Annotated in this window: 10 protein-coding genes; 3 read left to right on the top strand and 7 right to left on the bottom strand. The window is 72.2% G+C overall.

Features of this window, described 5'->3' with window-relative positions; translation table 11 throughout:
* Nucleotides 1-762 precede the first annotated feature (762 nt).
* A complete protein-coding gene (gene fxsT / locus FXF51_RS29175; RefSeq protein ID WP_148437868.1) occupies nt 763-3,810 on the top strand; it encodes an FxSxx-COOH system tetratricopeptide repeat protein in 3,048 nt (1,015 codons plus the stop codon).
* Nucleotides 3,811-4,240: 430 nt separating this feature from the next.
* Here fxsT and FXF51_RS29170 read toward each other — a convergent pair whose 3' ends face one another.
* Nucleotides 4,241-5,710, bottom strand: coding sequence for a phosphodiester glycosidase family protein (locus FXF51_RS29170; RefSeq protein ID WP_148437867.1), 1,470 nt, complete (start codon nt 5,708-5,710; stop codon nt 4,241-4,243).
* Nucleotides 5,711-5,971: 261 nt separating this feature from the next.
* Between FXF51_RS29170 and trpS the strand changes: the two genes are divergently transcribed.
* Nucleotides 5,972-6,934: a tryptophan--tRNA ligase gene (trpS, locus tag FXF51_RS29165; RefSeq protein ID WP_148437866.1), complete on the top strand. Its 963-nt coding sequence runs from the start codon at nt 5,972-5,974 to the stop codon at nt 6,932-6,934.
* A 109-nt stretch (nt 6,935-7,043) separates the two neighbouring features.
* Here the strand turns inward: trpS and FXF51_RS29160 are convergent, their stop codons facing one another.
* From FXF51_RS29160 to FXF51_RS29140, 5 genes are all read right to left on the bottom strand, one after another.
* Entirely contained in the window at nt 7,044-8,072 is a 1,029-nt protein-coding gene (locus FXF51_RS29160; RefSeq protein WP_148437865.1) for a methyltransferase, read from the bottom strand.
* A 119-nt stretch (nt 8,073-8,191) separates the two neighbouring features.
* Complete coding sequence (locus FXF51_RS29155) at nt 8,192-8,566, bottom strand: cupin domain-containing protein (RefSeq protein WP_148437864.1); 375 nt, start codon at nt 8,564-8,566, stop codon at nt 8,192-8,194.
* 18 nt (nt 8,567-8,584) lie between these two features.
* Complete coding sequence (locus FXF51_RS29150) at nt 8,585-10,201, bottom strand: PucR family transcriptional regulator (RefSeq protein ID WP_148437863.1); 1,617 nt, start codon at nt 10,199-10,201, stop codon at nt 8,585-8,587.
* A gap of 66 nt (nt 10,202-10,267) precedes the next feature.
* On the bottom strand, nt 10,268-11,896 hold the full coding sequence (locus tag FXF51_RS29145) for an AMP-binding protein (RefSeq protein WP_148437862.1): 1,629 nt from the start codon (nt 11,894-11,896) through the stop codon (nt 10,268-10,270).
* Between the two features lie 13 nt (nt 11,897-11,909).
* Nucleotides 11,910-12,611: a TetR/AcrR family transcriptional regulator C-terminal domain-containing protein gene (locus FXF51_RS29140; protein ID WP_148437861.1), complete on the bottom strand. Its 702-nt coding sequence runs from the start codon at nt 12,609-12,611 to the stop codon at nt 11,910-11,912.
* Between the two features lie 55 nt (nt 12,612-12,666).
* On the opposite strand from FXF51_RS29140, the gene FXF51_RS29135 reads away from it, so the two are divergent.
* Nucleotides 12,667-14,115: an MFS transporter gene (locus FXF51_RS29135; RefSeq protein WP_148437860.1), complete on the top strand. Its 1,449-nt coding sequence runs from the start codon at nt 12,667-12,669 to the stop codon at nt 14,113-14,115.
* Here the strand turns inward: FXF51_RS29135 and FXF51_RS29130 are convergent.
* Nucleotides 14,060-16,234 (bottom strand): NACHT domain-containing protein, encoded by a 2,175-nt coding sequence (locus tag FXF51_RS29130; protein WP_148437859.1) that lies wholly within the window; start codon nt 16,232-16,234, stop codon nt 14,060-14,062. The two genes, FXF51_RS29135 and FXF51_RS29130, sit on opposite strands and share 56 nt — an antisense overlap.
* Nucleotides 16,235-16,345 lie beyond the last annotated feature (111 nt).

Below are 16,345 nucleotides of genomic sequence, written 5' to 3'. Positions count from 1 at the left end.
GGTGTGGGAGAGTAGGTCACCGCCGGACAATCTTTATAGGAAAGAGCCCCGACCAGCACCGGTCGGGGCTCTTTTCATTTCCCCGTGCATAGGGCGCTTTCCGGGCATGACGGAGTTCCGGTGGCGACACTCTGATCTTCGGGTCACTCTGGAGGCGTGACGGCTTCTCCCCCTTCAGACCAGACCTCCGAGCCGGAACGGCCTCGTCGCCGGCGCCCGCGTCTCCTGGTCTGGACGCTCACCCCGATCTCGCTCACGCTGCTGACGGCGGGGGTGACCGACTTCGTCGCTGACGTGTACGGCATGCCCGGCTCGTTGTTAATGGTGCTGGGTGAGCAGGACAGTCTGGTCAGCATGGTCTTGGGTGCGCTGGGCCTGTTCGTTACCGCTGTGCTGATCATGGTGCGGCGCCGGGGCGAGGCGAGGATGCCCAGGCGAGAGCGTGCCCCCGGCCGATACGGCGGGGGTCGGCCGGGAGGGCGCACGCTGACGGGCGGCTCCGGAACGGCAGGGATGCCAGGCGGCTCCGGCATGGCAGGAGCGGCAGGCGCCACAGGCAGAGCAGGAACGGCAGGCGGCTCTGGCAGCGGCACAGGAACGGCAGGAGCGGCAGGCGGCTCTGGAACGGCAGGAGTTCCGGGTGGCGCCGGCATCGCGGGAGCTTCGGGCGGTTCTGGCGCGGGCGGGGACGGTGGCGCGACTGCGGGATCGTCCGGAGTGCAGGGCCGCGAGCGCGGTGGCTCGTGTGGCGAGCATGAGCATGTGGAACGTTCCATTGAGGTGGGGGGTGACAACCCCGGCGTGGCGATGACCGGCGACAGGGCAACGGCCGTGAACGTCGGGCACGTGGATGTCGTGGGTGACGTGCGGCTCCCGCCCCGCCCGCAGGTGCCCACCCGTCCGGTGCAGCTCCCGCCCCGCCCGCCGGGCCTGCTGGGCAGGGACGAGATCGTGGCGGAGCTGCGGGAGCGGCTGGCCGGCGGCAGGACACAGCCGTGCGTGGTGGCCGTACACGGGCTGGGCGGGGTGGGCAAGACCAGCCTGGCCCTGGAGTACGCCCACCGGCACCTGCGGGACTACCAGCTCGTCTGGCAACTGCCCGCCGCCGACCCGGCCGTGCTGTCCGCCGCGTTCGCACGGCTGGCGGCGCTGCTGGGGTTACGGGAGACGGTGGACGCGGCCGACCCCGTCGATCAGGTGCACGCCGCGCTGGCGGCCCGTACAGAGCCCTGGTTGCTGATCTTCGACAATGCGCCGGAGGCTGATGCGCTGTGCCCTTTTCTTCCTCCGGCGGGCCCCGGGCATGTGCTGATCACCAGCCGGTCCGGGAACTGGCCGCGCGAGCAGGGGCTGGAGTTGCCGGTGCTGGAGCCGGAGCCGGCGGTGGCGCTGGTGTTGTCGCGTTCTGGGCAGGAGGACGCGGCGGCGGCCTCGGCCGTGGCGGCCGAGCTGGGCGCGCTGCCGCTGGCGCTTGAGCAGGCGGCGGCGTTCATGGCGGAGACGGGGCTGGCCCTGGGCGAGTACCTCGATCTCCTGCACGACCAGCGCGCCGGGCTGCTCGCCCAGGGGCAGGCGTGGGGGTACGCGGAGCGGATCACCACGACGTGGCAGCTCGCGTTCAGGAATCTGGCGGGCACCAGCCGGCAGGCGATCGCGCTGCTGCGGGTGCTGGCCTGCTACTCGCACGAGCCGATCCCGTACCATCTGCTGTTGTCGCAGCTCGAAGGGCGGACGGCGCGTGAGCTGTTCGCCGACGACGTGCAGCGGCAGCGGGCGTACGGGCGGCTGCCGGGCTCGCGGGTGCGGCTGGTGCGGGACTTCCGGCCGTGGATGAGCGCGGTGGCGGTGTTGCAGGAGCTGCCGCGCGACCCGCTGGAGATCACCGCCGCCGTGGGCGCCCTGCGCGGCCACAGCCTGATCGGGCAGCCGGTGGAGGGCACTGTGTCGGTGCACCGCCTGGTGCAGGCCGTCACCCTCGACCAGCTCCCGCCGCACGAGCAGCAGCGCTGGCGGGACGCCGCCTCGGTGCTCCTGGAGTCGGTGCTGCCCGACGATCCGACCCGGATGCGGGCCTGGCCCCGGTACACCATGCTCCTGCCGCACATCCTGGCCGCGCTCAGCCCCACCTCCCCCGGCATGGACAAGACCGCGCAGTACCTGGGGGCGAGCGGCGACTACCGGACCGCCAGGTCGTTGTTCCAGGAGATCTGCGACGCGCTGATCGCGAAGCTGGGGGCCGAGCATCCGTCCTCACTGACCGCCCGGCACGAGCTGGCGCGGTGGACGGGCGAGCTGGGGGACGCGGCTGCGGCGCGGCGGCAGTACGCGGAGCTGCTGCCGATCAGGCTGAGCCAGGTGGGCGCCGAGCATCCGACCACCCTGACCATCCGGCACGAGCTGGCACGCTGGACGGGCGAGCTGGGCGACGCCGACGCGGCCAGGGAACAGTACGCCGAGCTGCTGCCGGTGAGCGTCCGAGTGCAGGGCCCCGAGCATCCCAACACGCTGACCATCCGGCACGAGCTGGCGCGGTGGACGGGCGAGCTGGGCGACGCGGCGGCGGCGCGGGACATGTACGCCGACCTGGTGCCCATCAGGGAACGCGTCCAGGGGCCCGACCATCCCGACACGCTCGCGGCCAGGTCCAACCTGGCCCAGTGGACGGGGCAGGCGGGCGATCCGGCGGCGGCCCGCGACCAGTACGCGGCGCTGCTGCCGATCAGGGAACGGGTGCAGGGCCCGAAGCACCCGTCCACGCTCATCAACCGGCATGAGCTGGCGCGGTGGACGGGCGAGCTGGGCGAGGCACAGGCGGCCAGGGACCAGTACGCGGCCCTGCTCGTCGTGCGGGAGCGCGTGTCCGGCCCCGACCACCCCGACACGCTGACCATCCGGCACGAGCTGGCGCGGTGGACGGGCGAGCTGGGGGACGCGGCGGCGGCCCGCGACCAGTACGCGGCGCTGCTGCCGATCCGCGAGCGAGTCCAGGGGCGCGACCATCCGGACACACTGATGGCCAGGGCGAACCTGGCCCAGTGGACGGGGCAGGCGGGCGATCCGGCGGCGGCCCGCGACCACTACGCGGCCCTGCTGCCGATCCGGGAGCGCATCCTCGGGCCGCAGCACCCGTCCACCCTGATCACCCGGCACGAGCTGGCGCGCTGGACCGGTGAGCTGGGCGACGCCGTCTCGGCCCGTGACCAGTACGCGGAGCTGCTCATCCGCCGCGAGCACGCCTCGGGGGCCGAGCATCCCGACACCCTCACCACCCGGCACAACCTGGCCTACTGGACGGGCCAGGCGGGTGACGCCGAGGCGGCCCGCGACCAGTGTGCGGCGCTCCTGCGCATCAGGGAACGCGTCCTGGGGGCCGAGCATCCGGACACCCTGATCACCTGGCACAACCTGGCCTACTGGACGGGGCAGGCGGGTGACGCGGCGGGTGCCAGGGACCAGTACGCGGGGCTGCTCGGGGTGCGGGAGCGGGTGCTGGGCGCCGACCATCCCGACACGCTGACGATCCGGCACGAGCTGGCGCGGTGGATCGGCGAGCTGGGGGACGCGGCGGCGGCCAGGGACGCTTACACCGCCCTGCTGCCTCTGCGTGAGCGGGTCTCCGGCGCCGAGCATCCCGACACGCTGACCGCCCGCGCCAACCTGGCGTACTGGACGGGGCAGGCGGGCGATCCCGGGGCGGCCCGCGACCAGTGCGCGGCGCTGCTGCCTGTCAGGGAACGCGTGCTCGGTCCGGATCATCCGGCGACCCGGACGACCAGGGAGCAGTTGGCCTACTGGAGCGAGCGTGCGTAGTGGGCGCCTGAGGGTGGTCGTGGGTGCGTGCGTGCTTGGTGGCGCGGAGAGTGGGGTGCGGTGCGTGCGTGCTTGGTGGCGCGGAGAGTGGGGTGCGGTGCGTGCGTGCTTGGTGGCGCGGAGAGTGGGGTGGGGGGCGTGCGTGCTGGCGGGTGCCGGGCGTGGCGTGGCGGCGGTGATCAGGCCGTAGAGCACGGCGCAGTTCACGACGTGCAGGAGGCCGAGCGCCGTGAGCTGGAACCCGAGCGGCACGCCGGTTCCCGTCGAGATGAACTGCGGCATCAGCGACGGGTAGAGCGGCATCCCCTTCGGGTTGAGCAGGGCGGTGAGCATGCTCTGCCGCAGCACCTTGCCGCGCGGCGCGCGTCCTGCGCCCGGGGGCAGGTGGGCGGGTCGTGTGGCGTGCGGCCGGCGACCCGCCCGATCGCGGCTACTGGGGCAGCACCAGGAGGGCGTCGCCGACGGCGCGCTCGGCGCCGTCCGACGGGCGGTTGACGACCTTGTTGCCGACGACCATGGCCGTGGAGCCGCCGCCGTCGAGGTTGATCGCCTGGGTGGCGCCCATCCACCGCATGAACTGGGCGGCCTCCACGAAGTTGGCCCCCACCGTCACGCCGGGCTGGCGTCCGTCGATGGTGGCCAGGATCAGGCTGCCGTTGCGGGTGGTGCCGAGGAGGGTACGCGGGTGGCGGCGCAGGATCATGTTGATCGAGTCGTGCCCGTCCAGCTTGGCGGTGATCTTGACCTTGCCGTTGCGGACGAGGCCGACGCCGCCCGCGACCACGTTCAGCTCAGGGGTGAGCTGGAGCGCCCGCTTGGTCCGCAGGTCCACCAGCTTGGTGTCGATCTCGACCTTCCAGTCCTGCCAGGCGTGCTCGTTGAGCCAGTCGGCGGCCACGCCGTTGCCGTGCAGCACCCGCATGCCGGCGGTCACCGCGCCGCCCGAGGCGCGCAGGCCGACGACCTTGTTGTTCGCGTCGATGACGGCGTCGACCCCACCCGTGGGCGTCTTGGCGCCGAACTCCTCCGTGTACAGGACCAGCTCGTCGGTCGTGGCGGCGCGGTTGATGCCGTTGACCTCGACCCGCTGGCCGTCCTGGGAGATCGCCGTGACGGTCGACTTCAGCTCGGTGATCTTGGCGGTGCGGCCCTTCAGCACGACGGCGGAGCGGCCGGGCACGGCCTCGCTGAGCAGCTTGCCGCCCACGACGGACGCGCCGAGGGGCTCGCCGCGCAACGCCGGGGAGGTGTGGATGTTGAAGAAGCCGCCGTTGACGCCGAGCAGGGCCTTACGGGCCTTGGCCATCGACGAGACGGTCTCCCGCTTGGCCACGCTGGCGCCGAGCGAGGCGGCGTACGAGCCGCGGAACGTCCTGACGTCGATCAGGGCGACCTTGACCTGCCACGGGCCGGTGGTCTTCACCCCGTCGTCACCGAGGTAGTCGACCTTGACCTTCAGCCCGGCTTCCTTGAGCTTCTTGGCCATCTCGTCGGCCTTCTTCTTGTCCTTTAAGGACCACAGGCCGACCCGGACCATGTAGACGGTCTGGGAGGGGGCGTCGGCCACGCCGGGCCGGACCACCTTCTGCACGCTGGGCGTCTCACCGGCCGCCTCCACCTCGGCGGCCACGGTCTCGGCCGTCGGGAGCGACCCGGCGTCGCGCCCGTTGGGCATCAGGACGCTCACCGTGTAACCGTCGGTGGACGTGCCGGCCTTCACGTCGTACAGGTCGATGCCCTGCGCCACGGTGGTCATCGTCTTGGTCGGCACGGGCCGGGCGCCCAGCGGGAACTTCGCCGACGGGAACCGCACCGACTGCTGCTCCGCTGTCGCGGGCAACGCGGTGAGGGTAAGCGCCGCGGCTATGGCCAGGCCGCCGGCGAGGGTGCGTCGAGACATGAACTCTCCAGAGGGCGGAAAAGGGACCGCACCATAGTGGCGAGATCAAGGTCTCCGGGGCAGCCGAACGCGCCAAACGAGTAAAGAGGTTACGGAATCGACACAAGAAATGGGTACCCTTTGAGCATGAATCGCTTGCGCATGTGGTGGCGGCCCGCAGACGGCCGCTGAATTTCCCATGCGTGGGCCGTCCCCGAGACGGCCCGGCAGGCGAAGGGGCTCCTCTCCAGGGACGGCGTGATCCCGAAGGAGAGAAACCCGATGAACGACGTCGTGCTGACAGGTGACCGCCCCACCGGGCCGCTGCACCTGGGCCACTATTTCGGCTCGCTCGCCAACCGCGTCCTGCTGCAGGACCTGCACCCCCTGTACGTCCTGATCGCCGACTACCAGGTGATCACCGATCGCGACCTGCCGGGCGAGATCCGGCGGCACACCACCGAGCTGCTGCTCGACTACCTGGCGGTCGGCATCGACCCGGCCAAGGCGACGATCTTCCAGCACAGCGCGATCCCCGAGCTCAATCAGCTCCTGCTGCCGTTCCTGAGCCTGGTGTCGGTGTCCGAGCTGGGGCGCAACCCCACGGTCAAGGACGAGATCGCGCACAGCTCGCAGTCGGCCGTGAGCGGCCTCATGTTCACGTATCCGGTGCACCAGGCGGCCGACATCCTGTTCTGCAAGGGCACGCTGGTGCCCGTCGGCAAGGACCAGCTTCCGCACCTGGAGGTGGCGCGGCTGGTCGCGCGGCGCTTCAACGAGCGTTACGGCGCGGTGTTCCCGCTGCCCGAGGCCATGATGGGCGCGCAGCCCCTGCTGAAGGGCCTGGACGGCGGCAAGATGAGCAAGAGCCGCGGCAACGCGATCGCCCTGTCGGCCACCGAGGACGAGACCGCCGCCCTCATCCGCAAGGCCCGCACCGACGCCGAACGGCTGATCACCTTCGAGGAGGAGCGCAGGCCCGAGGTGGCCAACCTGCTCACGCTCGCCGGGCTGTGCCTGGGGCGGGCGCCGGCGGAGCTGGCCGAGGAGATCGGGGACGGGGGCGCCGTCACGCTGAAGCGGGTGGTGACGGAGGCGGTCAACGAGTTCCTGCGGCCGGTCAGGAAGCGGCGGGCCGAGCTGAGCGAGGGGGATGCCAGGCGGATCCTGGCGGAGGGGAACGAGCGGGCCCGTGAGCGCGCGGTCCGCACCCTGGAGGAGGTGCGGGTCGCGATGGGGTTCTAGCGGGACGGATCCTCAGCGAGGCGAGACGGATCTTCAGCGAGGCGAGGTAAGGCGAGGCGAGGTGAGGCGGGGCGGTGTTCCGGTGGGGCGGTGTTCCGGCGGTAGGGGATCAGTGGTGGGGCTTGCGGGCGATGGCCAGCTCCGTCGTCGGGGAGCCCAGCGGGCGGCGGTGGCGGATCCGGCCGAAGCCCGCCGCCCGCAGCAGGACGCTCACCTCGTCCAGGCCGCGCACCCGGCCGCCCACGGCGACCAGGTAGTTCAGATCCAGCAGGTGCAGGAGGGTGCGGCTGGCCCGGCCCGGCATGCGGCTGTCGCCGAACTGGTCGCCGACCACCACCACGCCGCCAGGGCGCAGCGCCGCCGCCACGCGTCGCAGCAGCAGGCCCGCCTCCTCGTCGTTCAGCCCGTGCACGATGTTGAACAGCAGGACGACGTCGTACCCGCCGCCGAGGTCGTCCTCCAGGAACGAGCCGGCCCGCGACGTCAGCCGGGGGTGGGCGGCGGCGGAGGCGAGCGCGTCCGGCAGGTCGATGACGGTGGCGCGCAGCCGCGGGCGGCGGCGCAGCAGGGCCAGGCTGAACAGGCCGTGCCCGCCGCCCACGTCCAGCAGGCGCCGGGCGCCGCGCGGCACGGGGACGGCGCGGGCGGCGGCCGGCGCCTGCCGGGCCGCCATTGCGGCCGTCCACGCGTGGAACGAGCGTGACAGTTCGGGGTCGTTCTGCAGTGACGCGTAGAACGGGGTGGCGGGGGCGCCGTCGCGGACCGCCTTCTCCAGGCCGGGCCAGATCGTGGTGGCGGTGCGCTCCCAGAACGCCAGGCCGGGCAGCAGCGACGCCGGCGAGCCGGTGGTGAGCCAGCGCCGGGACGTGCGGGTCAGGCGGTAGCGCCCGGCCCTGACGCGGAGGTAGCCGAGGCCGGTCAGGGCGCGTAACAGGACGCCGGTGGCGTGCGGGTCGAGGTTGAGGGCGGTGGCGAGTTCGGCGCCGGTGGACGGGCGTTCGCGCAGGGCGTCGAAGAGGCCCGTCCTGGCCGCCGCGACGATCGCGTGCAGGCCCATGGCGCCGAAGTAGTCGAACATCGGGGGCACGATCGACAGCCGGTGGGCGGCGGCTTCGAGGGCGTTGTAGAAGAGGGGCACACTTGCGACGGTAGGCCGTGAGGTGCGGCCGACGCGTCCGGTACACCTTGCGACGGTAGGTCGTGCGGTGCGGCCGACGCGTCCGGTACACCTTACGACGGCTGGTCGCGCCGCGCGGGCTAACGCGTCTGGTACACCTTGCGCAGCGTCTCGTGCACGATCCAGGTGGTCCTGGCGCCCTCGGCGAGCAGGCACACGTCTCCCGGCCCGACCTCGATCGTGGTGCCGCCCTCGACGGCGATCGTGGCGCGTCCGGACAGCACGACGAACAGCTCGTCCCGCTCCACGTCGGTCACGACGCCGGGGGTGATCTCCCAGATGCCCCGCCCGCCGCCCAGCTCCAGCGAGGCGGTGACGGGGTCGCCCGCGACGATCTGCGCCGGGTCGAGCTCGTCGGGGGTCAGCCGGACGTCGTGGACGGGCACGGCGAAGGCTCCCGCAGTGGCGAGCATGCGGCTGAGATCGGTCACGTCGGGCATCAATACATCAGACATATCGCCCATTCCAGCACATTAGCGGCTCTCTCGGCGGAAGGACTCCAGCGCCAGCAGCGCCACGTGCAGCGACAGGCACGACTCGACGTCGTCCAGATCGGTGTCGAGGATGCGTTCGAGGCGGCGCAGGCGGTCGTAGAAGGCGGGCCTGGACAGGTGGGCCTTCTGTGCCGCGACGGCCTTGTTGCGGCCCGAGTCGAGGTAGACGCGCAGGATCCTGGTCAGGTCGCCGCCGCGCTGCGCGTCGTGGGCGAGCAGCGGCCCCAGCTCCCGCTCGGCGAACGTCTGCAGCCGCGCGTCGTCGCGCAGCAGGTGCAGCAGGCCGCGCAGGCGCAAGTCGGGCAGCCGGTAGAAGGGACGGCCGTCCGGCTGGCGGACCGCCACGTCGGCCACCTGCTCGGCCTCCAGGAAGCTGCGGCGTACGTCCCTGATCGACTCCACCACCGAGCCGGCCGCCAGCACGAACGCCGAGCCGGGCCCCCACAGCACGCGCAGCCGCTCGGCCAGCGAGGTCAGCGCGGGCTCGGCCTGGGTGCGCGGCGGCAGCGGCAGCAGCACCCCCACCCGCTCCTGGTCGAGCGCGCCCACCAGGGCGGGCAGGCGGGCGTCGCGGCAGGCGGCGGCGGTCGCCTCGGCCAGCTCCCCGAGCTGCGCCTGCCCGTCGAGTGCCTGGTCGATGTGCTCGGTCGGCCGGATGACCACGCTGATCAGCTTGCGGCCGGTGAGCGGCACGCCCACCGCGCGGGCGCGGGCGGCGGCCTCGTCGGGGTCGGCGTAGGCGTGGGTGAGGATGCCGGTGATGATCGTGCCGTGCGCCTGGCGTTCCAGGGACTCCTGGTGGCGCTCCAGCAGGCGGCCCAGTGCGAGGGTGGTGGCGGCGCGCTCGGCCAGCACCATGTCGCGCGGCGACGGCGCCGCGTCGCAGAGCAGGATGAGCCGTCCCCAGTCCTGCCCGCGCGCGCCGACCGTGGTGACCAGCCAGCCGGACGCCGGGTCGTACGCCGTGCGCTCGGCCGGGGCGACCGTCCGCGACCTGGTCTCCCACCCCGCCAGCAGGGCGCCCGCGTCACGTCCGGCCGACTCGGCGGCCAGCACCTGGTGCGCGAGGTTCTCCAGCAGCACGGGACGCCCCGACAGCCGCGCCACCTGGGCCAGCACCTCAGCGGGGGAGGCGCCCTCGACCGACAGCTCGGTGAAGACCTCGTGCAACTGCTCGGAGGCGCGCAGCTCTTCGAGCTGGATGTCGATGATCCGCTCGTGCACCGACTCGGTGATCTGCACGAACGGCGTCTCGCGGGTCAGCACGATGACCGGGAAGCCGTGTTCCTCGGCCGACTTGACCACCGCTCGCGGCAGCTCGCGGACGAACCTGCGGCCCAGCTCCACGATCAGCCCGGACGCCCCCACGGAGGACAGCTCGCCGATGTAGTCGGCGAGCTTCTCCGGGTCCTCCGGCAGCGCCACTCCGGTGGTCAGCACCAGCTCCCCGCCGCGCAGCAGGTGCGCGATGTCGGCGATCTCGCCGACGTGCACCCACCGCACCTTGGTGTCGAGCCGGTCGGCGCCCGCCACCACGCGCGGGCTGCCCCGGCGCACGGTCTCCAGGGCGAGGACGTCGGCGATGGTGGGCAACACGGGGCAGAGCCTAGCCGATCAGCCTGTAAGAACGGCCAAGGGTCAAATTACACTTTGCGCCCCTTGTCATGTATTGAGGTCCTCCTCGCGGTACTCCCTCTGCGGTTCGCGTACGCGCAGCTCAACGCGGCGGATCTTGCCCGAGATGGTCTTCGGCAGCTCGTCGAACTCCAGCCGCCGCACCCGCTTGTACGGAGCCAGCTCCCTGCGGCAGTGCTCGAAGATCGACCGGGCGGTCTCCTCGCCCGGCTCGAAGCCAGGAGCGAGCGTCACGTACGCCTTCGGCACGGCCAGGCGCACCGGGTCGGGCGCGGGCACCACGGCGGCCTCGGCGACGGCGGCGTGCTCCAGCAGCACGCTCTCCAGCTCGAACGGCGAGATGCGGTAGTCGGAGGCCTTGAAGACGTCGTCGGTCCTGCCCACGTAGGTGATGTAGCCGTCGGCGTCGCGGGTGGCGACGTCGCCCGTGTGGTAGAAGCCGTCGCGCACGGCCTCCGCCGATCCACCGACATATCCGGACATGAGGCCCAGCGGGCGGCGGTCGTCCAGCGGCAGGCAGATCTCCCCGTCGTCGCCCTGCTCACCCGTGACCGGGTCGATCAGCACGATGTCGTAGCCGGGCAGCGGCAGCCCCATCGAGCCGGGCCTGACCGCCTCGTCGGGGGCGTTGCCGATCTGCGCCGTCGTCTCGGTCTGGCCGTAGCCGTCCCTGATCGTGATGCCCCACGCCTTGGCCACCTGGTCGATGATCTCGGGGTTGAGCGGCTCGCCGGCGGCCACGGCCGTGCGCAGGGGCAGCTTCCAGGCGGCCAGGTCCTCCTGGATGAGCATCCGCCACACGGTCGGCGGCGCGCAGAACGTGGTCACCCGCTCCTCGCGCAGCACCTCCAGCAGCGCGGGCGCGGAGAAGCGCCGGTAGTCGTGGATAAGCACGGTGGCGCCGGCGTTCCACGGGGCGAACACGTTGCTCCACGCGTGCTTGGCCCACCCCGGCGAGGACACGTTCAGGTGCACGTCGCCCGGCCGCACGCCGATCCAGAACATCGTCGACAGGTGCCCGGCCGGGTAGGAGGCGTGCGTGTGCTCGACCAGCTTCGGCTGCGAGGTGGTGCCGGAGGTGAAGTAGAGCAGCAGCGTGTCGTCCGCGCGTGTCGCCTCGTCGGGGGTGAAGCCGTCGTGCGCGTGGTAGGCGTCGTGATACGGCAGCCAGTTGTAGGCGTCGCCCACGGCGATCCTGGTGTACGGGCCGGCCGGGAACTTGCCCGCGTCGGAGGCGTTGGCGATCACGTGGGACACGTGCCCGCGCTCGATCCGCTCCGCGATGTCCTTGCCGGTCAGCAGCGTGGTGGCGGGGATGACGACCGCGCCCAGCTTCATCACGGCCAGCAGCGACTCCCACAGCTCGGCCTGGTTGCCCAGCATCAGCAGGACCCGGTCGCCCCGGCGCACCCCCTGCTCGTGCAGCCAGTTGGCGACCTGGTTGGAGCGGGCGGACAGCTCGGCGAAGGTGTAGGTGGCGCTGCTGTCGCCGACGATCCTGAGCGCGACGGCGCCGGGCGTCTCGGTGGCCAGCACGCCGTCGAACCAGTCGAGCGCCCAGTTGAACGAGCCGAGCCGGGGCCAGCGGAACTCGCGGCGGGCGGTGGCGGCGTCGGCCCCGAGCAGGAAGTCACGGGCGGCACGGAAATCGCTCATGCCGTGGATCCTGCTACGTCGGCAGCCGCCGCTCAAGACCGTCGAGCACCGACACGAGCCCGAAGTCGAAGGCGACCTCCCGCACGACGCGCGGATTCTCCGCCTCGGTCATCTCGAAGCTCTCCCGCATGTGCGGGTACCTCCCGGCGACCTGGGCGACCGCCGACTTCATCTGCTCGGCGTCGTACTGCTCGGTGCCCGCCTTGGCGTTCCAGGCGATCTCGGGGATCGTCATGCCGAAGATGAAGGCCGTCAGCGTGGCGATGGCGTAGTCGGTGTCCAGCCCGGTGAACCCGGCCTGCTTGAACATCCTGCGCATCTCGTTGGCCACGTGCAGCGCGTTGGGACCCAGCGCGGGCAGACGGCCGATGAGGTCGGCCGACCACGGGTGGCTGAGGATCACCTGGCGCATGCTGTGGGCCAGCACGGAGGTGGCCTCCCGCCAGCCCACCTCGTCGGGGTCGGGGACCATCATCTCGCCCCACACCTCGTCGTAGACCAGCTCCAGCAGCTCGTCCTTGTTGGCGACGTACCAGTAGAGGCTGGTGGCGCCGGCGCTCAGCTTCGCGCCGAGCTTGCGCATGCTCAGGCCCGGCAGCCCCTCCTCGTTGAGCAGCTCGACCGCGGCTCTGACGATCTCCTCGCGGCTGCGGCCGGGACTGGTGACCTTGCGGGGCTCGCGCAGCCACACCGAGGAGAACGTCTTGCCTGTCATGTCTCAAGGATAAATCCACTCGCACAGTGTTCGAGAGCTGTCGTACGCTGTGCGAGTGAACTCGAACACTGTACGAGACCCCCGTCGATGGTGGATCCTGGCCGTCCTCTGCCTGGCGCTCCTGGTCCTCGGCATCGACAACACCGTGCTGAATCTGGCGATCCCCTCGCTGAACCAGGAGATGGGCGCGACGCCGTCCGACATCCAATGGATCATCGACGCCTACGTGCTGGCCTTCGCCGGCCTGCTGCTCACCTCCGGCAGCCTGTCCGACAAGTACGGCCGCCGCCTCTTCCTGATCATCGGCCTGGTCTTCTTCGGTGGCGCGTCGCTGCTCGCCGTGCTCGTCACCGAGCCCTGGCAGCTCATCGCCGCCCGCGGCCTCATGGGCGTCGGCGGCGCGCTCGTCATGCCGTCCACGCTGTCGATCCTGATGACCGTCTTCGACGAGGAGGAGCGGCGCAAGGCCATGGCCGCCTGGAGCGCCGTGGCCCTGATCAGCCTGGTGTCCGGGCCCACCGTGGGCGGCTTCCTGCTGGAGCACTACTGGTGGGGCTCGGTCTTCCTGATCAACATCCCCATCGCGGCCGTCGCCGTCGTGGCCGCCGTCGTCCTCATGCCGGAGAGCCGCAGCGAGGGCAGGAAGATCGACCCGGTGGGCGTGGTGCTGTCGATCGCCGGCCTCACCGCGGCCGTCTACGTGATCATCGAGCGGGAGTGGAACATCCCCGTCATCGCGCTGGCCGTCGCCGCCCTCGTGGCCTTCGTGATCTGGGAGCGGCGCCAGGACGAGCCGATGCTGCCGCTCTTCCTGTTCGCCAACCGCAACTTCAGCGGCGCCTCCTTCTCCATCCTGCTGATGTCGTTCGGCGCCGGCGCCGTGATGCTGATCCTCACCCAGTACCTGCAGTTCGTGCTGGGGTACGGGGAGATGCAGGCGGGCCTGGCCATGCTGCCCTACGCCGTGGCCGCCGCCGTCTTCAACGGCGTGGGCGCCGGGCTCGGCAAGAAGCTCAGCAACCGGGTGCTGGTGTTCGCGGGGCTGCTGCTGATGGCCGGCGGGTTCGTCGTCATGGCGCTGACCACCGGCTTCCTGCCCCTGGCCACCGGGCTGGTGATCATGGGGATGGGCGGCGGCCTGGCCGGTCCCGCGGCCTACACCTCGCTCATGGGCGCCATCCCCCTGGAGCGCGCCGGCGTCGGGTCCGCGCTCAACGACACCGTGCAGCAGGTCGGGATGGCGCTCAGCATCGCCGTGCTGGGCAGCGTGCTGGCCACCCGGTACACCTCCGAGATGCCCGCCGGGCTGCCCCCGCTGGCGAGGGAGTCGATCGGCGGGGCCCACACGCTGGGCTTCGCCGAGGCGGGGAACCAGGCGTTCACGTCGGCGATGCATCTGGGGTCGTGGGTGGGGGCGGCCTTCTGCGTGGCGGCGGCGCTGCTGGCCGTCACGGTGCTGCGTCCCGCTCCGGTTGCCGTGGCACCGGAGCCGGTGAAGGTGTAGGTGCGGTCAGGCGGTCTTGCAGGGCGGCGTGGCGGAACTGGTAGAGCCGCCCTGTCTGGCGCAGCATGCCCGCGCGGTGCATGTCCCGCAGGAAGGCCATCAGCCGCAGCGGCAACCGGCGGGAGAGCGCGAGCAGCACGCAGGTGACGGTGAAGGCCGGCCAGGCGACGTTGGCGAAGGCGAAGACGGCGGCGGCCGTCACGGTGACGGCGATGCCCCCGACGGCTCCGCCCGCCGCCGCGTGCAGCGCCCCGTCGAGCTCGGCGCGGAAGAACAGCGCGCCCAGCCACCCGGCGATCGCGCACGCGGCGGCGAACAGGCCCGCCAGCGCGAGCGTGAGCAGGCCCTGCCCCCGGTACGAGGCGGCGGGGCGCAGCAGCACGCTCACCCGGTGCAGCCAGAGCAGGAACGCCATCGCCAGCGGCACCGCGAGCAGCATGGGCAGGCTGAACGCCGAGGCGAAGGCCACCGCGTCGGCCAGGCTCAGCGGCGACGCGCCGCCCAGCCACACGCCCAGCAGGCCGCTCGCCCAGAGCCCGCCGCCGCCGAGCACGCTCAGCGCCGCCCAGGCGGCGAAGGCGCGCATGGCGCCGGTGAGCAGGCCGGAGCGCAGCTCGCCGACCTCGAACTCGTCGAAGTCCTCGAACTCCAGGATGTCACCGGCGTCGTCCAGCGAGACGGCCGCCAGCTCCCTGGACAGGGCCACGCCACTGACGGCGCAGACCAGGAGCCCCAGACCCGCGCCGACGGCGGCGGACGAGCCCGGGTCGCCGCCGGCGGCCCACCAGCCGGCGCCGGCGGACACCGCCGCCAGCAGACCGGCCGCCAGCCCGAGCCCGGCCGTGACCGTCCCGCGGGGCACCACGCGGTAGAGCTCCCACCAGGCCAGGCTGCGGGTCTCCCAGGAGGTCAGGAACTCGGCGAGCAGGGTGAGCCACCGCCGCACCCGCCGCGCCGGCCACGCCCGGCGGGAACGGAGCGGCCCGAGAGCGGAGTCGGCGGCCACCAGCGCGGGCACCGCGTGGTCCAGAAGGTGCAGCCGCACGGACTCGGCGTCGGGCAGCTCCAGCAGCCGCGCCGGATCCGTGCCCGGATCGACGTAGCCGACGCGGACCAGCCAGACCGTCAGCGCGGTGTCGATGCTCCCGTACAGAACGTCATCGGGGTCGCCCAGCCTGTGCAGCAGCTCCGGCCAGCTCCCGCCGGGCTCCGGCGGCAGGCACGAGGCGAGGTAGCCGACCACCTCTCCCGCGCCCAGTTCCTCGGACTCGATCACCGCGGCGGCGCTGAGCACATGGGCGCCCTGCTCCTTGACGGTCTCCCGGAACTCGGCGGAGCGGCAGGTCAGCACGAACCCATCCCGATCGGTCAGCGTCGTGTTGAGCGCCCTGACCATCAGGTTGCGCTCGTGCACGAGCAGTTCGTCCAGGCCGTCGAGAACGGGCAGCACCCGGCCCCGCTCCACCAGGTCCTTCACCGCCGTGGGGCCGAACTCCTCGGCGCGCAGCTCCGGGTAGTCCCTGGCCAGCCTGCGGGCCAGCCAGGACGAGAACTGCTCGCCCGACCGCTCCCAGCCGGACAGCGTGAGCAGGACGGGAACCGGCTCGCCGGGCTCACGGTCGAGCAGCAGGCGGCGCAGGAGCAACAGGGCCAGCGTGGTCTTGCCGGTGCCCGCCTCGCCGAGCACCACCAGGCGCCGGCGTCGCAGGCCGCGCAGGGCCGCCACCATCTCGCCGACCTGGTCGGCGGCGGCCTTGAAGTGCAGCCGCTCGTCGCTCGTGATGTGCCGGGCGTGGTCCATCAGGCCGGGCTCGCTCAGCCGCCACCGCACCGCCAGCGGCGCGGGGGTGAACAGGCCGCGCGCCTTCGCCTCCTCCTCCCACTGCCGCAGCACCCGATCGGCCAGCAGTTGCTGAGCGGCCTCCACCTGCTCAGGCGTCGACATGGTGAGCGCGGGCCCGCGCCGCGCCCACCCGACGATCGTCGCGACCACCACCGCGGCGCCGATCACCGCCGCCACCCAGCTCGCGGCCTCCAGCCCGCCGGAGGACGACCAGGCGAGGACGATCGAGGCGACGATCACCGCGATGGCCAGGCCGGCCAGGAGTTTGCGTAGCACGCCGACATGTTGGCGTGCCCCGCGTGCTCATGGGAAGCCTTGCGCGGACCGGCGCCGTGACATCATGTAAGGCAAGTCGCCTCCTCGCCGACATCTTGCAGGTGGGAGGTG

The organism is Nonomuraea sp. PA05, assembly GCF_008086045.1.
Classification (GTDB): domain Bacteria; phylum Actinomycetota; class Actinomycetes; order Streptosporangiales; family Streptosporangiaceae; genus Nonomuraea; species Nonomuraea monospora.
This window is presented reverse-complemented; position numbering and strand designations above follow the sequence as displayed.